An 18155-nucleotide genomic window follows, 5' to 3' on the forward strand; every position below is an offset into this window, starting at 1 on the left:
GGCGGTGGCGGTCAGTCGTTTATGTCGTCCTCGAAACGGGTGACCTGGCCCTTGGGCAGGGCAAAGAGGCGGCGCATCACCAGCCACGCCGCAAGCGACAGCAGGGCGAAGATCAGCAGCAGGAGCGGCAGCGACAGGCCCAGCCCCGTGTTCAGAAGCAGGAGGCCAACGCCGAGCGCGCCGATCGCGAAGCCGAGAAAGACGTAACCGGGGGCGAGGACCTCGAGAATGGCGAGCACCAGCGCGCCCGCGACCCAGACCCACCATGTCGACCAGAGCGCGCCGGTCATGACGTGGGCTTTCGGAAGAGTTTGAACGCGTCGCCGAAGGCTTCGAGCGCCTGGGCGGGGACCACGATCGTCTGGTTGCCGGCGCCGTCGCCAAGCGCGTTGAGCGCCTCGACCTGTTTCAGCGCGACCTGGTATTGCGCGGCCTCGATGCCGTTCTCGCGCAGCGCCTGCGCCACGACCGAGGTGGCATAAGCCTCGGCCTCGGCCTCGATGCGGCGGGCCTTGGCGAGCTGTTCGGCGGCGTAAAGCTCGGCATCGGCGTTGAGCTCGACCGCGCGTTTCGCGCCCTCGGCCTTGGTCACCTGTGCGCGGCGTTCGCGTTCGGCGTTGAGCTGCTGGAGCATCGCGTCGCGGGTGGCCTGGTCGAGATTGACGTCGAGGATCTCGGCGCGGGTGACCTCGATCCCCCAGTTGTCGACAGCGTCCTCGACCGAGGCCTTGATGGTGGAAATCAGTTCGGCGCGGTTCGACTGCACCTCGTCGAGATCCATGCGCCCGATCTCGGCCCGGACGATGCCGGCGACGGTGGTGGCGATGGCGCCATCGACGTCACGGATGCGGTAGACCGTCTTTTCGGGGTTGAGGATGCGGTAGAAGACCGAGGTTTCGACCTCGACCAGCACGTTGTCGCGGGTGATGGCGTCCTGGCTGGCGGTTGGCAGCTGGCGTTCCAGGATAGAGATCTTGTGCGCGACGTTGTCGAGGAAGGGCACAATGAAGTTGATGCCGGGTCCGAGAACCGAGTGCAGCCGGCCGAAGCGTTCGATCACGTATTTCTCGGACTGGGGGACGATCTTGATCCCCTTGAGTACGACGATGACCACGAAGAGCGCACCCAGAAGGTAGAGGATGTTCTGGGATATGAGACCGAGGATCTGGTCTTCGTTCATGGGGCGGCTCCTGATCTTGATACGCTACTGACTACGGTAATGTTAGGAGTGCCTCCTGCGCTGTCGCTTGGCAAGGGCGGGACGGGGATATCAGGCCGGGTTGATGGCGGGGTGCTTGCCAAACCGGTCCGGTTGCGGCACTTCCGCGGTGTTTTTTACGTCTTGGGAAAGGTCTGGGCATGTCTGCGCGTTTTTCGTTCGATCTCAAAGCGACCGACGGGGCGGCGCGCACCGGCGTCATCTCGACCCCGCGCGGAGAGATCCGCACCCCGGCCTTCATGCCGGTGGGCACGGCGGCGACCGTCAAGGCGATGATGCCGGAATCGGTGCGCGCGACGGGGGCCGATATCCTGCTGGGCAACACCTATCACCTGATGCTGCGGCCGACGGCGGAGCGGATCGACCGGCTGGGCGGGCTGCACAGGTTCATGAACTGGGATCGGCCGATCCTGACGGATTCGGGCGGGTTCCAGGTGATGAGCCTGGCCGGGTTGCGCAAACTGACGGAGCGGGGCGTGACCTTCAAGAGCCATATCGACGGCTCGAAACATGAGCTGACGCCGGAACGGTCGATGGAGATCCAGCGGCTGCTGGGCTCGGATATCGTGATGTGTTTCGACGAATGCCCGGCGCTGCCGGCCGACCGTGACCGGATCGCGGAGTCGATGCGCCTGTCGATGCGCTGGGCGGCGCGGTCGCGGGACGCGTTCGGCGACCGGCCGGGGCATGCGCTGTTCGGGATCATGCAGGGCGGGCTGGAGCGCGACCTGCGCGAAGAGAGTGCCGAGGCGCTGAAGGCGATCGGGTTCGACGGCTACGCGGTGGGCGGGCTTGCCGTGGGCGAGGGGCAGGAGGCGATGTTCGATTGCCTCGACCATGCGCCGGGGTTCCTGCCGCAGGACAAGCCGCGCTACCTGATGGGTGTGGGCAAGCCCGACGACATCGTGGGCGCGGTCAAGCGCGGCATCGACATGATGGATTGCGTGCTGCCCTCGCGGTCGGGGCGGACGGGGCAGGCCTTTACCCGCCGCGGGGTGGTGAACATCAAGAACGCGCGCCACCAGGACGACCCGCGCCCGCTGGACGAAGAGTGCAGCTGTCCTGCCTGTACGGGATACAGCCGGGCCTATCTGCATCACGTGTTCCGGGCGGGCGAGATGATCTCGGGGATGCTGCTGACCTGGCACAACCTGCATTACTTCCAGGAGATCATGGCCGGTATGCGCGCAGCGATTGCCGAGGGTCGGTTCGATGCCTGGGAAGCCGGGTTCCACGCGCTGCGGGCCGAGGGAGATATTCCGCCGCTGTGAGCGAAACGGAGGCGCGGTTCCCGGTTGCGGAGCCTGCGCGGTATCTTGTTTCGGTTCGGGGGCGTCGGGTGGGACGGCGCTCCCGCGCGATGCGCGCGGATCGCCCCGCCCACCCTCCCGCAGCGGCGGGGGGCTTTGTCGCGGGTCGGGGTTGTTCGCGGCCGGAACGCCCATAGCTTCGATGCGAAGGCGGCGCGCGGCGCCGTCGCGACAGCAAGGAGCTTTTGCATGACCGAACCCCTGTTTGACCCCTTTTCGGCGGGCGATATCGAAGTAGCCAACCGCGTGGTGATGGCGCCGTTGACGCGCAACCGGGCCGATGACCGGACCGGCGAGGTTGGCGATCTGCATGTCGAGTATTACCGCCAGCGCGCGGGTGCGGGGCTGATCGTGACCGAAGCCTCGCAGATCAGCCCGCAGGGCAAGGGATATATCGCGACACCGGGCATTCACAGCGACGCGCAGGTCGCGGCATGGCGCAAGGTGACGGATGCGGTTCACGCGGAAGGCGGCAAGATCGTCATCCAGCTGTGGCATGTCGGGCGGATCTCGCATGTCGATCTGCAACCGGGCGGCGCGGCCCCTGTGTCGAGCACGGCGCAGCCCGCGGGGGTCAAGACCTTTACCAGCGAGGGGTTCGTCGAGACATCGACCCCCCGCGCGCTGACGGAGGCCGAGATTGCCGATGTGGTCGCCGATTACGCCCATGCCGCGCGCAGCGCCAAGGAGGCCGGATTCGACGGGATCGAGGTGCATGCCGCCAATGGATACCTGATCGAGCAGTTCCTGAAGGATGGCGCCAATGACCGCAGCGATTCCTATGGCGGCAGCGTCGAGAACCGCGCGCGGTTCCTGTTCGAGGTGATGGACGCGGTTCTGGGTGTCTGGGAGCCGGGCCGGGTGGGCATCCGCCTGTCGCCCTTCTCGCCCGCGAACGGGATTTCCGACAGCGATCCGGTCGCGACCTATACCCCCATCATCGAGCGGCTGAACGGGATGGGCCTGTCCTATCTGCACATGGTCGAGGGCGAGACGGGTGGCGCGCGTACCGGCGCGTTCGACGATCTACGCAAGCTGTGGACCGGGGCGTATATGGGCAACAACGGTTATGACCGCGATCTTGCACTAGAGCGTGCGGGATCGGGGGCGGTGGACCTCGTGGCCTTTGGCCGTCCGTTCATCGCCAATCCCGACCTGGCGGAGCGTCTGCGCCGGGATGCGCCGCTCAACGAGGGCGACAAGTCGACCTGGTATGGCGGCGGCGCCGAGGGCTATACCGACTATCCCGTTCTCGAGAACGCGTAACCGTATAACCGGGTAATCCAACCGGTGCGGCGGGCGGGGCGGATCAATTCGTGCCTTGCCCCCGCCAGAACCGTCGGTCATTGTGATCGGCGACAGAGGTTGAAGCGGGGCCAGTTCAGCCCCATTTGTAGCCTCCAAGACAGGAGATGGCCGGGCGTCGCCTCGGAGAGGGACCGGAGCCATCTTGCCAGTGATAAGGATAGAGCATGTCAGACCCCCTCAACGCATCCTACCCCGTTCTGCCGTTGCGCGACATCGTGGTGTTTCCCCACATGATCGTGCCGCTTTTCGTGGGCCGCGAGAAATCGGTGCGGGCCCTCGAAGAGGTGATGCAGGACGACAAGCAGATCCTGCTGTCGAGCCAGGTCGACCCGTCGGTGGACGACCCCGATGCCGACGGCATCTTTCGCGCCGGTGTGCTGGCCAACGTGCTGCAGCTGCTGAAGCTGCCCGATGGCACCGTCAAGGTGCTGGTCGAGGGCCAGGCGCGTGTGCAGATCACCGATTTCATCGACAATGACAGCTTCTTCGAGGCGCGGGCCGAGTACCTGCAGGAGATTCCCGGTGACGTGACCACGACACAGGCGCTGATCCGCACCGTTGCGGACGAGTTCGAGCGCTATGCCAAGGTGCGCAAGAACATCCCCGAGGAGGCGCTGGCAGCCGTCGGTGAGACGCAGGAACCGGCCAAGCTGGCCGACCTCGTGGCCGGGCATCTGGGCATCGAGGTGGAGCAGAAGCAGGAGCTTCTGGAGACGCTGAGCGTGAGCGAGCGGCTTGAGAAGGTCTATGGCCTGATGCAGGGCGAGATGTCGGTGCTGCAGGTCGAGAAGAAGATCAAGACCCGCGTCAAGAGCCAGATGGAGAAGACCCAGCGCGAGTACTATCTGAATGAGCAGATGAAGGCCATTCAGAAGGAGCTGGGCGATGGCGAGGACGGCTCGAACGAAGTGGCCGAGCTGGAAGCGAAGATCGCCGAGACCAAGCTGAGCAAGGAAGCGCGCGAGAAGGCTGACGCCGAGCTCAAGAAGCTCAAGAACATGAGCCCGATGAGCGCCGAGGCGACGGTCGTGCGCAATTATCTGGACTGGATGCTGTCGATCCCTTGGGGCGTGAAGAGCCGCGTCAAGAAGGATCTTGGCCGCGCGCAGGAGATCCTGGACGCCGATCACCATGGCCTGGAGAAGGTCAAGGAGCGGATCGTCGAGTATCTTGCGGTGCAGCAGCGCTCGAAGAAGCTGAAGGGGCCGATCCTGTGTCTCGTCGGCCCTCCGGGCGTGGGCAAGACCTCGCTGGGCAAGTCGGTGGCCAAGGCGACGGGGCGCGAGTTCATCCGCATCAGCTTGGGTGGCGTGCGTGACGAGTCCGAGATCCGCGGTCACCGCCGGACCTATATCGGCTCGATGCCGGGCAAGATCATCCAGGCGCTGAAGAAGGCCAAGACCACGAACCCGCTCATCCTGCTCGACGAGATCGACAAGATGGGACAGGATTTCCGTGGCGACCCGGCCTCGGCGATGCTGGAGGTGCTGGACCCGGAACAGAACTCGACCTTTGTGGACCACTACATGGAAGTGGAATACGACCTGTCGAACGTGATGTTCCTGACCACGTCCAACAGCTATAACATGCCCGGGCCGCTGCTTGACCGGATGGAGATCATCCCGCTGGCCGGCTATACCGAGGACGAGAAGCGCGAGATCGCCAAGGCGCACCTGGTTCCGAAGCAGGTGAAGAACCACGGCCTGAAGGCCAAGGAATTCACCCTGACGGACGAGGCGCTGACCGAGATCATCCGCACCTATACCCGCGAGGCGGGGGTACGGAACCTTGAACGCGAAATCGCCAAGGTGGCACGGAAATCGCTGACCAAGATCATCAAGAAGGAGACCGAGGCCGTCACGGTGACGCCCGAGAACCTGCCTGATTTCCTTGGCGTGCCCAAGTTCCGTTACGGTCTGGCCGAGAAAGAGGATCAGGTCGGTGTCGTGACCGGGCTGGCCTATACCTCGGTCGGGGGTGAGCTGTTGTCGATCGAGGCGCTGCGCCTGCCGGGCAAGGGCCGGATGAAGACCACCGGCAAGCTGGGCGACGTGATGAAGGAATCCATCGAGGCGGCATCGAGCTATGTGCGCTCGGTCAGTCCGCAGCTGGGCGTGAAGCCGCCGCGGTTCGACACGCTGGACATCCACGTTCACGTGCCGGACGGGGCGACGCCCAAGGATGGCCCCAGCGCGGGTCTGGCGATGGTGACGGCGATCGTGTCGGTGCTGACCGGTATCCCGGTTCGCAAGGACATCGCGATGACCGGCGAGGTGACGCTGCGCGGCAATGCCAGTGCGATCGGCGGGTTGAAGGAGAAGCTTCTCGCGGCTCTGCGGGGCGGCATCAAGACGGTGCTGATCCCGGAGGAAAACGAGAAGGATCTGCCCGAGATCCCCGACAACGTGAAGGAGGGGCTGAAGATCATCCCCGTCGGCCACGTCTCGGAAGTGCTGAAACATGCGCTGGTCCGTCAGCCCGAACCCATCGAGTGGGACGAGGCGGCGGAGGAAGCCGCGGCGGCCGCAGCGGCCGCCAAGGCCGCCGAAGCGGCGGCAAGTGCAACGGCGCACTGAGCCTGAAACCAGTCAAGACAAGGGGCGAGCCTTCGGGCTCGCCCTTTTTCGTTGGTCTGTATGAGTTCCCGGGCTGGCCGGTCGCGGTTACTGCACCTGGGCCAAAAGCTCTTTGGCGCGGTCCCGGCCCAGTTCGATCCGGCAGGAGTCTATCCCGATGCCGGTGCCCGAACCGCCGCCGAACGTGGCGCCGACGAAAGTGCACTGGGCATCGCGATAGGCCGACCATGCCGCCTGTGCGGCCTCGAGCGCGGGCACGGCCGCGCTGCGGCCCGTGACGTCATCAAGCTCCTGAGCCGAGGCCCGCGCGAAGCCGAGGTACAGCTCGACCGTGGCATCGACACGTTTGAGCGTGTCGGCAACGCAGGCCCCGATCTCGACCTGGCTGCTGCCGCCGCATTCGGTGGCAGGATCGGCAAGGGCGGGGGCGGCGAGGGCGGTGACAAGCGCGAGGCAGGCGGCGGGTCTGAACATGGCGTGGGCTCCTTGGCGGTCGAAAGGGGATGAGGGGGCAGAACAGGCCATGTGTCACCCGGTTTCGATGGGAAGCGTTGCGTCCGATCCCCATTCACTCATCGAATTGTCGTAGACCGCAACCTTGTCATGGCCCAGCTGGTAGAGCCAGAACGCATCGACAGTGGCAAAGATTCCGCCGCCGCAATAGGTGATGTGGCGGTCCGCGCGGTCGGCGCCCACCGCGGCGAAGGCGGCTGCAATCTGGTCCGGCGGCAGGAACGCATGGGTGCGTGCATCGACGAGGTCGACCTTTGGCACGTTGACGCTGCCCGGGATGCGGCCGGGTCGGCCATAGCGGGCGTTGCGTCCGTGAAAGATATCCGCACCGAGCGCATTGACGAGGCAGGTCTGCGGCTCGGGCAGGGCGGCGAGGACCTCGTCCCTGCCGACGAAGGCGCCGGGCCGCGGCCTGACGGTAAGGTGGCCTTGTGGGTAGGTGCAGGGCGTCGTGGAGCGCGGGCGTTTTTCGGCGGCCCATTTCTCCCAACCGCCATCGAGGACAGCGGCCCGGTCAAAGCCCAGCCAGTGCAGCATCCACCAGAAGCGCGTGGCCCAGGACGGGCTGCGGCGGCTGTAGAGGATGACGCGGGTCTCGTCGTCCACGCCGTGGCGCGCGAAAGCGGCGGCGACCTTGTCCGGCGGGCTCAGGGTCATGCCATAGGGGCTGTCAGGGTCCGAGAACTCTGCCTGCAGGTCGAAGATACCGGCCCCGGGGATATGCCCGGCATCGTGTTCCGGTTTACAGTTCAGGACGCGGTAGGGCCGGCCATCGGATGTCTTGAAATCGAGCACCGTGGAGCAATCGAAAATGCGCAGTTTCGGGTCGTCGAGATGGGCCTCGAGCCAGGCGGTGTCGACAAGGGCGTCGGGATGTCTGAGATCGGTCATGGGCAGAGCATAGCACGTTCCGACCTGCCGTGCCGGTCTCACGGGCATGGATGGGCACAAACCGCCCTCGATTTGTGCCGAAGAGACCGCCGAAACACAGGATATGGGTTCCGTTTCGAGAAACAGTGGCGGTTTTCGAGACAAGACGCTATGGTCGGGCCACAAGAGCAGCCCAGATAAAGAGGCACAACACATGGCACGCAAGACAACCAAGACCACCACCGCTGCGCGCAAGACCCCGGTGCGGCGGACGGCGAAACCGTCGCTGGACCTGCCCGAGGCCGCGCCCGAGACGGTCCTGCCCAAGGTGGTCAAGACGACCGAGCCCGTCGTGGCCGAACCGGACCTGAAGAAGAAGGAACTGATCGACCTCGTGGTCGAGCGTTCGGGCGTGAAGAAGAAATTCGCCAAGCCCGCTGTCGAGGCGATGCTGGCCGTTCTGGGCGAGGCCATTGCCGACGGTCGCCCGCTGAACCTGCAACCGCTTGGAAAGCTGCGCGTGAACCGTGCCGAGGACAAGGCGAATGGCCGCGTGACGGTCGCCAAGATCCGCCAGAGCGCTCCGGCCGACAACGATTCTGAAGAGCCCAAAACCCCTCTTGCAGAGCCCGCCGAGTGAGGGTAATACCCCGGCTCACGGGTGATTAGCTCAGTGGTAGAGCGCTTCGTTCACATCGAAGATGTCAGGAGTTCGAATCTCTTATCACCCACCATTTCCTCACGGTGTGATCGCCTTGTCCCGGTGCCCTCAAGGGCTTATGTCCTGGTCGGCCAGGCCATTTGCCTGATGCGGGGCAAGCGGCGCGAAGTGTGTCGGGGTGCGGGCAAGGCGGGACGCGAACGGCCTAGCCGAACCAAGGCGGGATCGGTCGCCAGTGCGAAGCCATGCCAAGGCCTTTGAGTCTGAACGGCCAGTCGCCCACACTGCCGCCTTCGGTGCTGTGGTCCTCGGTCAATATGCCGACCCGCCACCAGTGGCCGTCTACAAAGGCCGCGATCATCGTGAGCCCGCCCTCGAGTACCAAAACGGGGCTGTCGGATTCGGATAATGTCCTTATTGCCCGCGGTATCATTTACGTGCTCTCACTCTTTACAACCTTGTCGGTAGTATCGTTTGAAAGTGAGTACAGGTTAGTTTCGTTTTGATACTTTGATTGGAGCGTGGCAGCTTGCCAGGCATGGCGCGCGAATGCATGAGCCTATAAACGCGTCGCCCAGCGGGGGTGGTTGTCATCGACCACGAAGCTGTGGGCGTGGCGCCTGTGGCCTTGCAGGTGGGGATGGTCGAGCGGCAGGTTATCGTGGATGTGTTCGAGCGTATCGGGATCGGCGGCGGGCCAGAGGCGCATTGCGGCGGCGAGGCCGAGCAGTGCCAATGCGGCAAGCGCCACGAGGGCGGGAACGGTGCCGAACGCGGTCATCAGCCAGCCCGCCAGCGGATAGGTTACCAGCCAGCAGGCATGTGACAGGGCGAACTGCGCGGCGAAAACGGCCGGGCGGTCCTCGGGGTGGGCGGAGCGGCGCAGCAGACGGCCCGAAGGCGTGAGAACCGTCGAGTATCCCAGCCCCACGGCCAGCCAGGCGGCAAGGAGCAGTGGCCATGTCAGGCCGGTCACGGTGATCGCGGCGGCCAGCGCCAGAAGCGTCGCCACCATGGCGCAGGCACCGGCCAGCATCACCGGCCGGTCGGCGCGGTGTTCAAGTATCCGGGGCAGGACCAGCGCCGCAATCATGCTGCCCGCGCCGAAAGCGGCCATTGTCCATGCGAGCGCGCTTTCGCCAAGGCCAAGCTGCCCGCGTACCAGAACCACCGAGTTCACCAGCACCATCGCGCCCGCGCCCGAGACGGCGAGGTTCAGGCCCAGCAGGCCCCGCAAGCGCGGTGTGCCGAGGTAGATGCGCAGGCCGCGCGTCGTGCGGTCGTAGATCCCGCGCGGTGCCGAGGGCTGGGGGCTGGGCAGAAGAACCGACACGACCAGCGCGGCGGAGGCCGCGAACCCGGCAACGGTACCGAGGAACAGGCTGTCATAGCTGATGACCGCAAGGAGCAGTGCGGCCAGCAGCGGCGACAGGATGTTCTCGAGATCGTAAGCAAGGCGCGACAGCGACAGCGCGCGGGTATAGCGCTCTTCGTCGGTCAGAACGTCGGGGATCGTCGCCTGGAAGGTCGGGGTAAAGGCCGCAGAGGCCGATTGCAGGACGAAGATCAGGACGTAGACCTGCCAGACCTGCGTGACGAGGGGCAGGCACAGCGCCGCGCCGGCGCGGAGGATGTCGAGCGCGACGAGCAGCGCCCTGCGGTTCACCCGGTCGGCGAGGGCGCCGGCGATGGGGGCGATGCCGACATAGGCGATCATCTTGATGGTGAAGACGGTGCCCAGCACCATGGCGGCGCCGTCGCCCGCGATGTCATAGGCCAGCAGCCCGAGCGCGACGGTCGCAAGGCCAGTGCCCAGCAGGGCAACGACCTGTGCCAGGAACAGGTGACGAAAGGTACGGTCGGCGAGAAGTGCGAACATGGGCGGCCCGGGCGCGGGAGTTGGTCGCGCCCCGAAAGGCTAACGCGCGGCAGGGGGTGCGGCAAGGGCCGGGGAGGGTCGGGGCAGGCCGGTCGCCCGCCCCGGACCGGGAGGTCAGACGAACAGCGTGTCCGGTGCGCCGAGATCGAGCCCGAGGATAAGCGGGTCGTGATCGGAGGAGCGGAACGGGTTCGCCGCATGGAGGTCGTCGATCTGGTTTTGCGGTTTGAAGTTGGTGTTGTAATCGAGCGCCGAGGCCTCGACCGAGTTGATGCGCCATTCGGCTGCGCCGGTGACCTGCGCCGCCAGCGCGCCGTTGGCCAGCGCATAGTCAAGCGCGCCGAAGCTCTGGGCCTGGGGGGCGGTGTCCAGATCGACGGGGAAGCCGAAGGAGAGCGGGAACGCGTCTGCGGCCAGGAACGCCTCGATCTGATCCTCGTAGCCTTCGGCCTTGAGGAAGGTGATCGGATCCTCCATCGCATAGGCGTTGAGGTCGCCGATGATCAGCACGTCGTCGTCGCCCGAGCCGGTCGGATCGGTGTCGAGCCAAGCGTCGAGCGCCTGCGCCGCCTGAAGCCGCGCCTCGTTGTTGTTGCCGATGCCTTCACCGATGCCGGCATTGTTGCCGAACGGGCTGACCGATCCCTTGGACTTGAAGTGGTTGACCGCGACGGTGAAGCGCTCGCCGCTGGCGATCTCCTCGAAGGTGGCGGCGAGCGGCGCGCGGCTGGTACCGGAGCCGTCGAAGACGGGGTTGCCGATACCAAGCCCGAGCCCGGGCAGATCGACATCCGTCAGCACCTCGACCGTGGCGCCCGAGGCCAGTGCGACTGCGTCGGCGTCGTAGATCATGCCGACCATGATCGCGTCGCTGCCGACATAGGGCACGCCGGGGTCGACATACTGGTAGTTGCCGCCCGTTTCGAGGTTGAGCGCATCGACGATGTATTCCAGCGCGAACTGACCGTCGCCGTTCTGATCGCCGATCTCGTTTTCAAGCTCGACCAGTCCGAACACGTCGGCGTTGATCTCGGCGAGGGCCGAGACCAGCTTGTCGACCTGGCGGTCGAACTCCTGGATGTTGTCGGCACCGCGCACGTTCAGGGCATTCGGTCCGGCGGTCAGCCCCTCGTCGCCGAGCGAGGTGAAGAAGTTCAGCACGTTGAAGGAGGAGACGGTGATCGTGCCGCCGACATCGGGCGCGCTGTCCTCGCGCGGGTTGGTGTCGACGAATTGCGGGGTCTCGGTCGGGTTCAGGCGATAGATCTCGTCGCCCGACCCGCCGGAGCCGCGCCCGAAACGGAGCACACCGGTCAGGTTCTCGACCGTGTCGCCGGCGCCAAGCGCGTCGCCGGCATCGAACTGGCCTGCGATGTTGCCGTCTGCGCCCGCGATCTCGAACGGGATGGTGGAGGGGTTCTGCGCGGTCGATCCGTCATCGAGGACCAGCGTCTTTCTGACCTGATCTTCGATGAAGCCCTGGAAGCCCGCCACGCTGGGCGCGTTGGCCTGCGTGTAGGTTTCCGTCAGCCCGCCCGCCGTGAGGCCGATATCACCGAAGCGGCCAAGGGTGAACAGGTCGCTGACGGTCAACTCTTGCGGGACGGTGACCAGCATCCCCTCGTATTTCTCGAGATCGGCGATCAGCACCCCATCGGAGTTGGTCGTGACCTCTGCCGCCGGGAAGCTGAGTGTCGCTGCGGTAGGCAGGATATTGCCCGAGGAAATGACCTCGACGCTTTCGATTTCGTCGATCTGGGTTTCGCCGAAGAATTCGTCGACCATACCGGTGATCCGGACAAGATCGCCGGTGGCGACATCGACCGCGGGCGAGAACCCGTCGAAGACAAAGATACCTTCGGAGGTCTGGCTGTCACCGTCGGCGTCGAGATCCTCTTCCTGAAGGAAGAAGCCATTGAGATCGCCATCGGTGCCCGCGCTGCCATCCTGGAAATCCCCAACGACGATCGCCTCGATCGTGACGCGGGTGCCCGCGAGCGGCGAGGCAGTGCCAAAGCCCTGCACCTCGGAGATCAGGGTCAGGGGGGCGGGCGGCGCGTTGGTGGCATCCTCGACAGCGAAATCGTCGATCTGCCACAGTGAAGAGGACCCGCCGCCGGTGCCGGAGGATTCGTATTGGAACGCGAAGTGGACCTGTGCAGCGCCGATGCCGGAAAGGTCGATCTCGCCCGAAGATACCTCGGAAAAGCCGCCGGTCGAGGCGTTGAAAGGCAGTTCGACCCATGTGGCCGCGGTGGGGTCGCCGGACCCGGAGTAATCAGTGGAGTAGAGGAAGCTGACCTCGGGGTCGGAAATGCCGCCATCGTCGAAATTCTTGGTGTTGGCAAAGCTTGCGACGGGGCTGGAGAGTGCGGACAGGTCGATCAGCGGTGAGATCAGCCAGTCATTGGCGGGGGCGCTGTCGCCAAAGGCATTGACCTCGACGAAATTGTCGCCGCTGAACGTGTCAGCAAACCATGTGTTGGCGGTGTCGGCATCGACGGAGATGGTCTGCCAACCCTCAACCACGAAATCCGTTTCGAAGTCGAACGCATAGGGCGCGTCGAGCACCGGGTCCGAGCCGCTGTCATTTGCCGCGCCCCTTGTCTCGGCTTCGGGAGCGCGCCAGGTGTCACCATCCTCGTCGCGCTGGAGCGACTGGCCGATCGGTGTGTTGCCGGGTTCGGACACGCCGATATCGGTCGAGGTGAGCCCGTTTGCCGTGCCAGCGGCCGCGGTAAAGCTGCCCTCGTAGCTGAGGAATTCGATCACGGAGGTTCCGTTGACCAGCGCGATCCCGTCCGGTGCACCGTTCTGCATGCCGTTGGTGGGAAGCTCGACAAGGAAATAATCGTACCCGTTCGCGCTGCGGGTGGGCGCGGAGGGGAGGGTTTCGGTGCGATAGACCGTGCCGTTGGCGCCGTTGTAGAACACGAGGCCGAGGCCGGAGGCGTCCTGGCCCGTGGCGACGCGCAGCTCGACGAATTCGCCCACGTCAGTTCCGGTGTTGTCATAGTGGAATTCGTTGATGCGCGCGTCGAGTTCCGGGACGTCGCTGACCGTGATGGCCACATCGGTGGAGTCCGCACCGCCATCGCCATCCTCGACGGTGACGGTGACGTCATAGACGTTGTCGCCGTCGGCATCCTGGGGCGCCTCGAAATCTGGTGCCGTGGCGAAGGCCAGCGTGCCGGTCGCCGCGTCGATGGTAAAGGACTGCGCATCGGTGCCGGAGAGCGAGAAGGATAGGGAGCTGCTGTCGACATCCGTTGCCAGCGCGCCCGATGCGACGGCGGTGGTGTTTTCGTCAACGGCGATCGCAGGCTCGATCAGCAGGCGCGGATCGTCGTTTTCACCTTGGATTGTGATGGTGAGCGTTGCGATGTCGGTGCCCCCCTTGCCGTCGGTGACCTGGTAGGTGACGGTGTCGGTCGTCGTCTCACCCGCAGGCAGGCTGTCGAAGAGCGTTCCGGGAATATAGACGAGGTCGGTCCCGTCAAAGCTGACCGTCGCGCCCTTGGCGCTGGCGGCGTCGACGGAGAGGATGCTGATGCTGTCCCCGTCGAAATCGGCGTCATTCGCCAACAGTGTCGCCGCGGCGATGATGACGGCGGCGTTCTCGGTCGTCTCTGCGGTGTCGTTGCCGGCGAGGACGGGATTGTTCCGCCCGTCGAGGTAGAGGTCGAAATCGTCGAACTGCACCTTTTCCACAGAGCGCAGCACATCGCGCCCGGTGTCCGAGTCGAGGATCAGCTTGGAGCCGCGCATGGTGATCGCATAGGCAAGGATGGATCCTTCGACGATGGCGGTGTCGAAGCCGCGACCGCCCTGCACGCGGTCATTGCCGCCGCCGAGCGCAATGATGTCGTCGCCCCGGCCACCATCGAGCCTGTCATCGGCATCGCCGCCGACAATCACGTCATTACCGAACCCGCCATAGGCGCGCAGGGGGCCGGTGCCGCCCGTGATGACGTCATCTCCGGCCCCTGCAAAGACGGTGGCGCGCTCACCCACGGTAATGGTGTCGTTGCCGAAGCCCGACAGCACGAGGTCGCGCCCTGTGCCGGTTTCGATCCGGTCGTTCACGAAGAAGCTTTTGAAAAAGTCGTTACCCGAAGTGCCGGTCAGCGTGGAATCCCGCCAGATCGACCCGAAGAACCTGTTCTGCGCCACGACGCCGTCTCCTGTTGGATGTGAATGGCGAGGGCTGTCGCATGGCGGTGTAACAGCGAGACGAAACGGGCCACGGTTTTTCGCGCTCTGGTTTTCGCACCTGGTCATCGGGGCCGGGACCGCGCCAGAGAGGGACACCGGTGGCGAGCGGATGCCGAGGCCCGGGTGATCCCCTTGAAACGCGGCCGGAATCGGCTAGCCTCCGCCCTCATAACAATTGGATTTATTTTGTGAGGGCATGTTTCATGGCACGCGATTTGACTGAATTCGGCACCACCGCGACCCCGTTCGGCTTTACCATCGATGGCGACTTGAACAGCCTCGGCGACGGCGCGGGCCTTGGGATCGGTGTTTCGGTGATTGGCGATTTCAATGGCGATGGCGTCGATGATTTCATGGTCAGCGCATCGGGGCACGATTTCTTTGATGCCAACCGCAAGGAGGCGGGCGGCGTCTATGTCGTTTACGGAGGCACCGCGCTGGCCAACCAGTTTGCCGATGGAAGGCTGGACCTGACACCCGGCGCGCTGTCGTTTGAGGGCGAGATCGCCGGGAACGGTCTGTTGGTGATCGGCGAGCGGTCTGACGACATTCTTGCCGGCAAGCCCGCGGGCGACGTCAATGGCGACGGGTTCGACGACGTGTTCCTGACGGCACCCAGTTTCGTCGAGGTCGAGAACCCGGCAAACCCGTTCGAAACCTTCGACCATCGTCCCGGCACCGGTTATATCCTGTATGGCGGTCCGGGCGCCGAGGACCTGACCGGCGAGGGCAACAGCATCATCGACCTGGCCGCGTTGCCGGGCAACAGGCAGGACGGCAACCCGGGCGTCACGGTCATCCATGCCGAGGCGGACACGCTGCGCACCGGCCTGTCCTTTGCCGGCGGTGGCGACCTGAACGGTGACGGGCTAGCCGACGTGGCGCTGGGCACGTTCCAGGCGGCGGGTATCCTTTACAATCCCGACGGGTCGGTCTTTGTCCCGCCGACGCTGCCCAACATTCCGGGCCTGCCCAACCTGACGCCGGTCGCGGCAGACGGGCGTGTCTACGCGATCTACGGTGGCAGCGCCATGCCAGCCGAGATCGACCTCACGGGCGATATCGTGCAGGGCAACGGAAGCAAGGGGTTCTTTACGCAAGGCTTCATCGAAACCGTCGCCGATGCGGATGGCGACAGCATGCCGGATTTCGTGGGCAGCATCGGCCTGTTCGGAACGATCGCCATGGCGGATCTGGACGGGAACGGCCGCGACGAGCTGATCCTCGGCTCGCCGTTTGGCGGCGAGCTTCAGGGGCCGGCGGGCAGCGAGGCGCAATACACGCCGGGCGGGCTGTTCGTTCTGACGGTCGGACAGGGCGAGACCCCGACCGAGATCACGCTGCGCGACCAGGTCTTTTTGCAGGGCGAGGCGAGCGGCGAGCTTTCGGCCACCGGCATCCGCGTCGAGACGCTGGGTGATATCAATGGCGACGGGATCGAAGATCTCGGCATTCGCGCACCGCTGCTGGACAGCGATGCGGGCACCAATACGGGCGCGGTCTATGGCCTGTTGGGTGATACCGACCTGTTTGGGGCGGGCCAGCTGACGGGGCGCGGCACGCTTGCGGGCGCGGCGGCCTTTCGCATCCTTGGAAAGTCCGCGGGCGACGGGGCGGATGTCGCGTTGGACGATGAAAACGACACGACGGGCGAGGGGCTGCTGGTCTCGGACCTGTCCAAGGCGGGTGACCTCAACGGCGACGGCGTCGATGATTTCGTCGTCGGGTTCTCGAATGCCGGGAGCAGCGATGGCGCGGTCTATGTCGTTCTGGGACGTACCGGCGCGGACGAGGGGCCGACTTCGGATCTGCTGAACTTCGACCAGATCGTTCGGTTCGACGATTACCCGGGCGCGGGGCAGGAGCAGTACGGGATGATCCGGCTTGACGGCGCGGACGGGGCCAGTCAGTTGGCCGGTGCCTCGCTCTCGGGTCCGATCGACCTGAATGGCGACGGGGAGCCGGACCTGCTGATCGGCGCACCGGGTCCGCTGGAGCTGCAACCCGATGGCGATCAGTTGCCCACCACGGACGGGCGGGTCTACGTGGTGTCGCAGCTGTTCGAGGAAAGCGGCCTGCTGGTCGAGGGGACGCCCGGCAATGACCGGCTGGTGGGCGGCGACGGCGACGACACGATAAACGGGCTGGACGGTGCCGATACCCTGATCGCCAATGCCGGCGATGACCAGATCGCGGGCGGCGCGTCCGAGAACGATCTGCGCGACCTTGTATATGCCGGCGCGGGCAATGACAGCGTCGATGGCGGCCACGGCAATGACGAGCTGCATGGCGGCGAGGGCAATGACACAATCGCCGGCGGGTTCGGTGCCGATACGGTGATCGGCAACGCGGGCGACGACCAGCTGACCGGTAGCGCGTTGGGCGACGTGATCTTTGGCAATGACGGTTTCGACTTCATCAATGGCGGTTTCGGTTACGACCGGTTGAACGGCGGTGCCGATGGCGACCGGTTCTTTCATCTTGGTATCGCCGATCACGGCAGCGACTGGATCCAGGACTATGACGCGGCGCAGGGCGACGTGCTGGTCTATGGCGGCGGCGTGGGCGCGGCGACGGCGGATGATTTCCTTGTCCAGAGGGCCGAGACCGAGAACGCCGGTGTGGCGGGCGTGCAGGAGGCATTCATCACGCATATCCCGTCGGGCAACCTGCTCTGGGCGCTGGTGGATGGCGACGGTCAGGGGGCGATCAACCTCCAGATCGGCGGGCAGGTGTTCGACCTGCTGGCGTGACGCGGTTTTCACCCGGTCACCAACCGGGTGACCCCGGCAGGCAGATTTGACGGAATCGCCCCTGCGGTGGCAGGCTTCGATTTCGTAGCTGTGCTTTTCGGGGGGATTGTGATGTCTACACCTGTCTTGGGAACCAATGGTCCGGAGGAACTGACCGGAACCAACGAAGGTGAGTTGATCGAAGGTCTGGACGGGAATGACACCCTGTTTGGTCTTGGCGGCGACGACACGCTTGTCGGCGGCGCCGGGGATGACAGCATGGAGGGTGGCGACGGCGACGATCTGTTCGAGAACAGCCCCGGCAGGGATACGGCGGATGGCGGCGCGGGAATTGACTGGGTGGTCGATGATGTGCCGGATGTGGAGGCCGGAAGCTTCACGGTGTTTGCCGATCTTTCGGCGGGGACGAAATACGCCCTAGAATTTCCCGAAACCGGTCGTGACACGATGTTGAACATCGAGAATTACCGCCTGATCGGGGCGGTCGACGTACGGGCGATCGGCACGGCCGATGCGAACGAGCTTCATTCCGGCAGCGGCGCCGACACGCTCAACGGTCTTGCCGGGGATGACACGCTGCGGGGCGGGGACGGCACGGATACGCTCATTGGCGGCGAAGGCGACGACGTGATCGAGGGCGGCGCGACCGAGGCCGACCTGCGCGATGTCGTCTATGGTGGCGACGGCAATGACAGCATCGATGGCGGGTATGGCAATGACGAGCTGCGCGGGGATGCGGGCAACGACACCGTCTCGGGCGGGTTCGGCACGGATACCGTGATCGGTGCGGATGGCGACGATGTCCTGACCGGTCAGGCGTGGTCGGACCTGCTCTATGGCGGGGCGGGCAA

Annotated in this window: 12 protein-coding genes and 1 tRNA gene; 7 read left to right on the forward strand and 6 right to left on the reverse strand. The window is 65.1% G+C overall.

The window, feature by feature from the left end; translation table 11 throughout:
- Positions 1-11: 11 nt before the first annotated feature.
- Both ACFORG_RS18310 and ACFORG_RS18315 read right to left on the reverse strand, forming a co-directional pair.
- A complete protein-coding gene (locus ACFORG_RS18310; protein WP_386736984.1) occupies positions 12-290 on the reverse strand; it encodes a hypothetical protein in 279 nt (92 codons plus the stop codon).
- Entirely contained in the window at positions 287-1180 is an 894-nt protein-coding gene (locus ACFORG_RS18315; protein WP_386736985.1) for an SPFH domain-containing protein, read from the reverse strand. Before ACFORG_RS18315 ends, ACFORG_RS18310 begins: the two co-directional genes overlap by 4 nt.
- Positions 1181-1359: 179 nt before the next feature.
- Between ACFORG_RS18315 and tgt the strand changes: the two genes are divergently transcribed.
- From tgt to lon, 3 genes are all read left to right on the forward strand, one after another.
- Positions 1360-2490: a tRNA guanosine(34) transglycosylase Tgt gene (gene tgt / locus ACFORG_RS18320; protein WP_386736986.1), complete on the forward strand. Its 1131-nt coding sequence runs from the start codon at positions 1360-1362 to the stop codon at positions 2488-2490.
- Positions 2491-2718: 228 nt separating this feature from the next.
- The gene (locus ACFORG_RS18325) at positions 2719-3795 is read left to right on the forward strand and encodes an alkene reductase (RefSeq protein ID WP_386736987.1); all 1077 of its coding nucleotides are present in this window, start codon (positions 2719-2721) and stop codon (positions 3793-3795) included.
- Between the two features lie 206 nt (positions 3796-4001).
- A complete protein-coding gene (gene lon / locus ACFORG_RS18330) occupies positions 4002-6413 on the forward strand; it encodes an endopeptidase La (protein WP_386736988.1) in 2412 nt (803 codons plus the stop codon).
- 87 nt (positions 6414-6500) lie between these two features.
- Here lon and ACFORG_RS18335 read toward each other — a convergent pair whose 3' ends face one another.
- A complete protein-coding gene (locus ACFORG_RS18335; protein ID WP_386736989.1) occupies positions 6501-6887 on the reverse strand; it encodes a lysozyme inhibitor LprI family protein in 387 nt (128 codons plus the stop codon).
- A gap of 54 nt (positions 6888-6941) precedes the next feature.
- Positions 6942-7817, reverse strand: a complete 876-nt coding sequence (locus ACFORG_RS18340) for a sulfurtransferase (protein ID WP_386736990.1) — start codon at positions 7815-7817, stop codon at positions 6942-6944.
- A gap of 193 nt (positions 7818-8010) precedes the next feature.
- Here ACFORG_RS18340 and ACFORG_RS18345 point away from each other — a divergent pair, with 193 nt between their 5' ends.
- Together ACFORG_RS18345 and ACFORG_RS18350 are read left to right on the forward strand one after the other, a co-directional pair.
- Entirely contained in the window at positions 8011-8436 is a 426-nt protein-coding gene (locus ACFORG_RS18345; protein WP_386736991.1) for an HU family DNA-binding protein, read from the forward strand.
- 19 nt (positions 8437-8455) lie between these two features.
- A tRNA-Val gene (locus ACFORG_RS18350) sits at positions 8456-8530 on the forward strand.
- 486 nt (positions 8531-9016) lie between these two features.
- Here the strand turns inward: ACFORG_RS18350 and ACFORG_RS18355 are convergent.
- Both ACFORG_RS18355 and ACFORG_RS18360 read right to left on the reverse strand, forming a co-directional pair.
- Positions 9017-10336 carry an MFS transporter gene (locus tag ACFORG_RS18355; protein ID WP_386736992.1) on the reverse strand — a complete coding sequence of 440 codons (1320 nt, stop codon included), beginning with the start codon at positions 10334-10336 and terminating at the stop codon, positions 9017-9019.
- 114 nt (positions 10337-10450) lie between these two features.
- Positions 10451-14509, reverse strand: coding sequence for an ExeM/NucH family extracellular endonuclease (locus ACFORG_RS18360; protein WP_386736993.1), 4059 nt, complete (start codon positions 14507-14509; stop codon positions 10451-10453).
- 245 nt (positions 14510-14754) lie between these two features.
- Here ACFORG_RS18360 and ACFORG_RS18365 point away from each other — a divergent pair, with 245 nt between their 5' ends.
- Complete coding sequence (locus ACFORG_RS18365; protein WP_386736994.1) at positions 14755-17304, forward strand: hypothetical protein; 2550 nt, start codon at positions 14755-14757, stop codon at positions 17302-17304.
- A gap of 111 nt (positions 17305-17415) precedes the next feature.
- On the forward strand, positions 17416-18155 hold a 740-nt coding region (locus ACFORG_RS18370; RefSeq protein WP_386736995.1), incomplete at its 3' end, for a calcium-binding protein.

It is taken from the genome of Lutimaribacter marinistellae (assembly GCF_042648365.1).
GTDB lineage: Bacteria > Pseudomonadota > Alphaproteobacteria > Rhodobacterales > Rhodobacteraceae > Lutimaribacter_A > Lutimaribacter_A marinistellae.

Coding starts and splice junctions, on each gene's coding strand:
- ACFORG_RS18335 (WP_386736989.1), bottom strand. CDS start 6,887: ATGTTCAGACCCGCCGCCTGCCTCGCGCTTGTCACCGCCCTCGCCGCC.
- ACFORG_RS18345 (WP_386736991.1), top strand. CDS start 8,011: ATGGCACGCAAGACAACCAAGACCACCACCGCTGCGCGCAAGACCCCG.
- ACFORG_RS18365 (WP_386736994.1), top strand. CDS start 14,755: ATGGCACGCGATTTGACTGAATTCGGCACCACCGCGACCCCGTTCGGC.
- ACFORG_RS18315 (WP_386736985.1), bottom strand. CDS start 1,180: ATGAACGAAGACCAGATCCTCGGTCTCATATCCCAGAACATCCTCTAC.
- ACFORG_RS18325 (WP_386736987.1), top strand. CDS start 2,719: ATGACCGAACCCCTGTTTGACCCCTTTTCGGCGGGCGATATCGAAGTA.
- lon (WP_386736988.1), top strand. CDS start 4,002: ATGTCAGACCCCCTCAACGCATCCTACCCCGTTCTGCCGTTGCGCGAC.
- tgt (WP_386736986.1), top strand. CDS start 1,360: ATGTCTGCGCGTTTTTCGTTCGATCTCAAAGCGACCGACGGGGCGGCG.
- ACFORG_RS18340 (WP_386736990.1), bottom strand. CDS start 7,817: ATGACCGATCTCAGACATCCCGACGCCCTTGTCGACACCGCCTGGCTC.
- ACFORG_RS18355 (WP_386736992.1), bottom strand. CDS start 10,336: ATGTTCGCACTTCTCGCCGACCGTACCTTTCGTCACCTGTTCCTGGCA.
- ACFORG_RS18310 (WP_386736984.1), bottom strand. CDS start 290: ATGACCGGCGCGCTCTGGTCGACATGGTGGGTCTGGGTCGCGGGCGCG.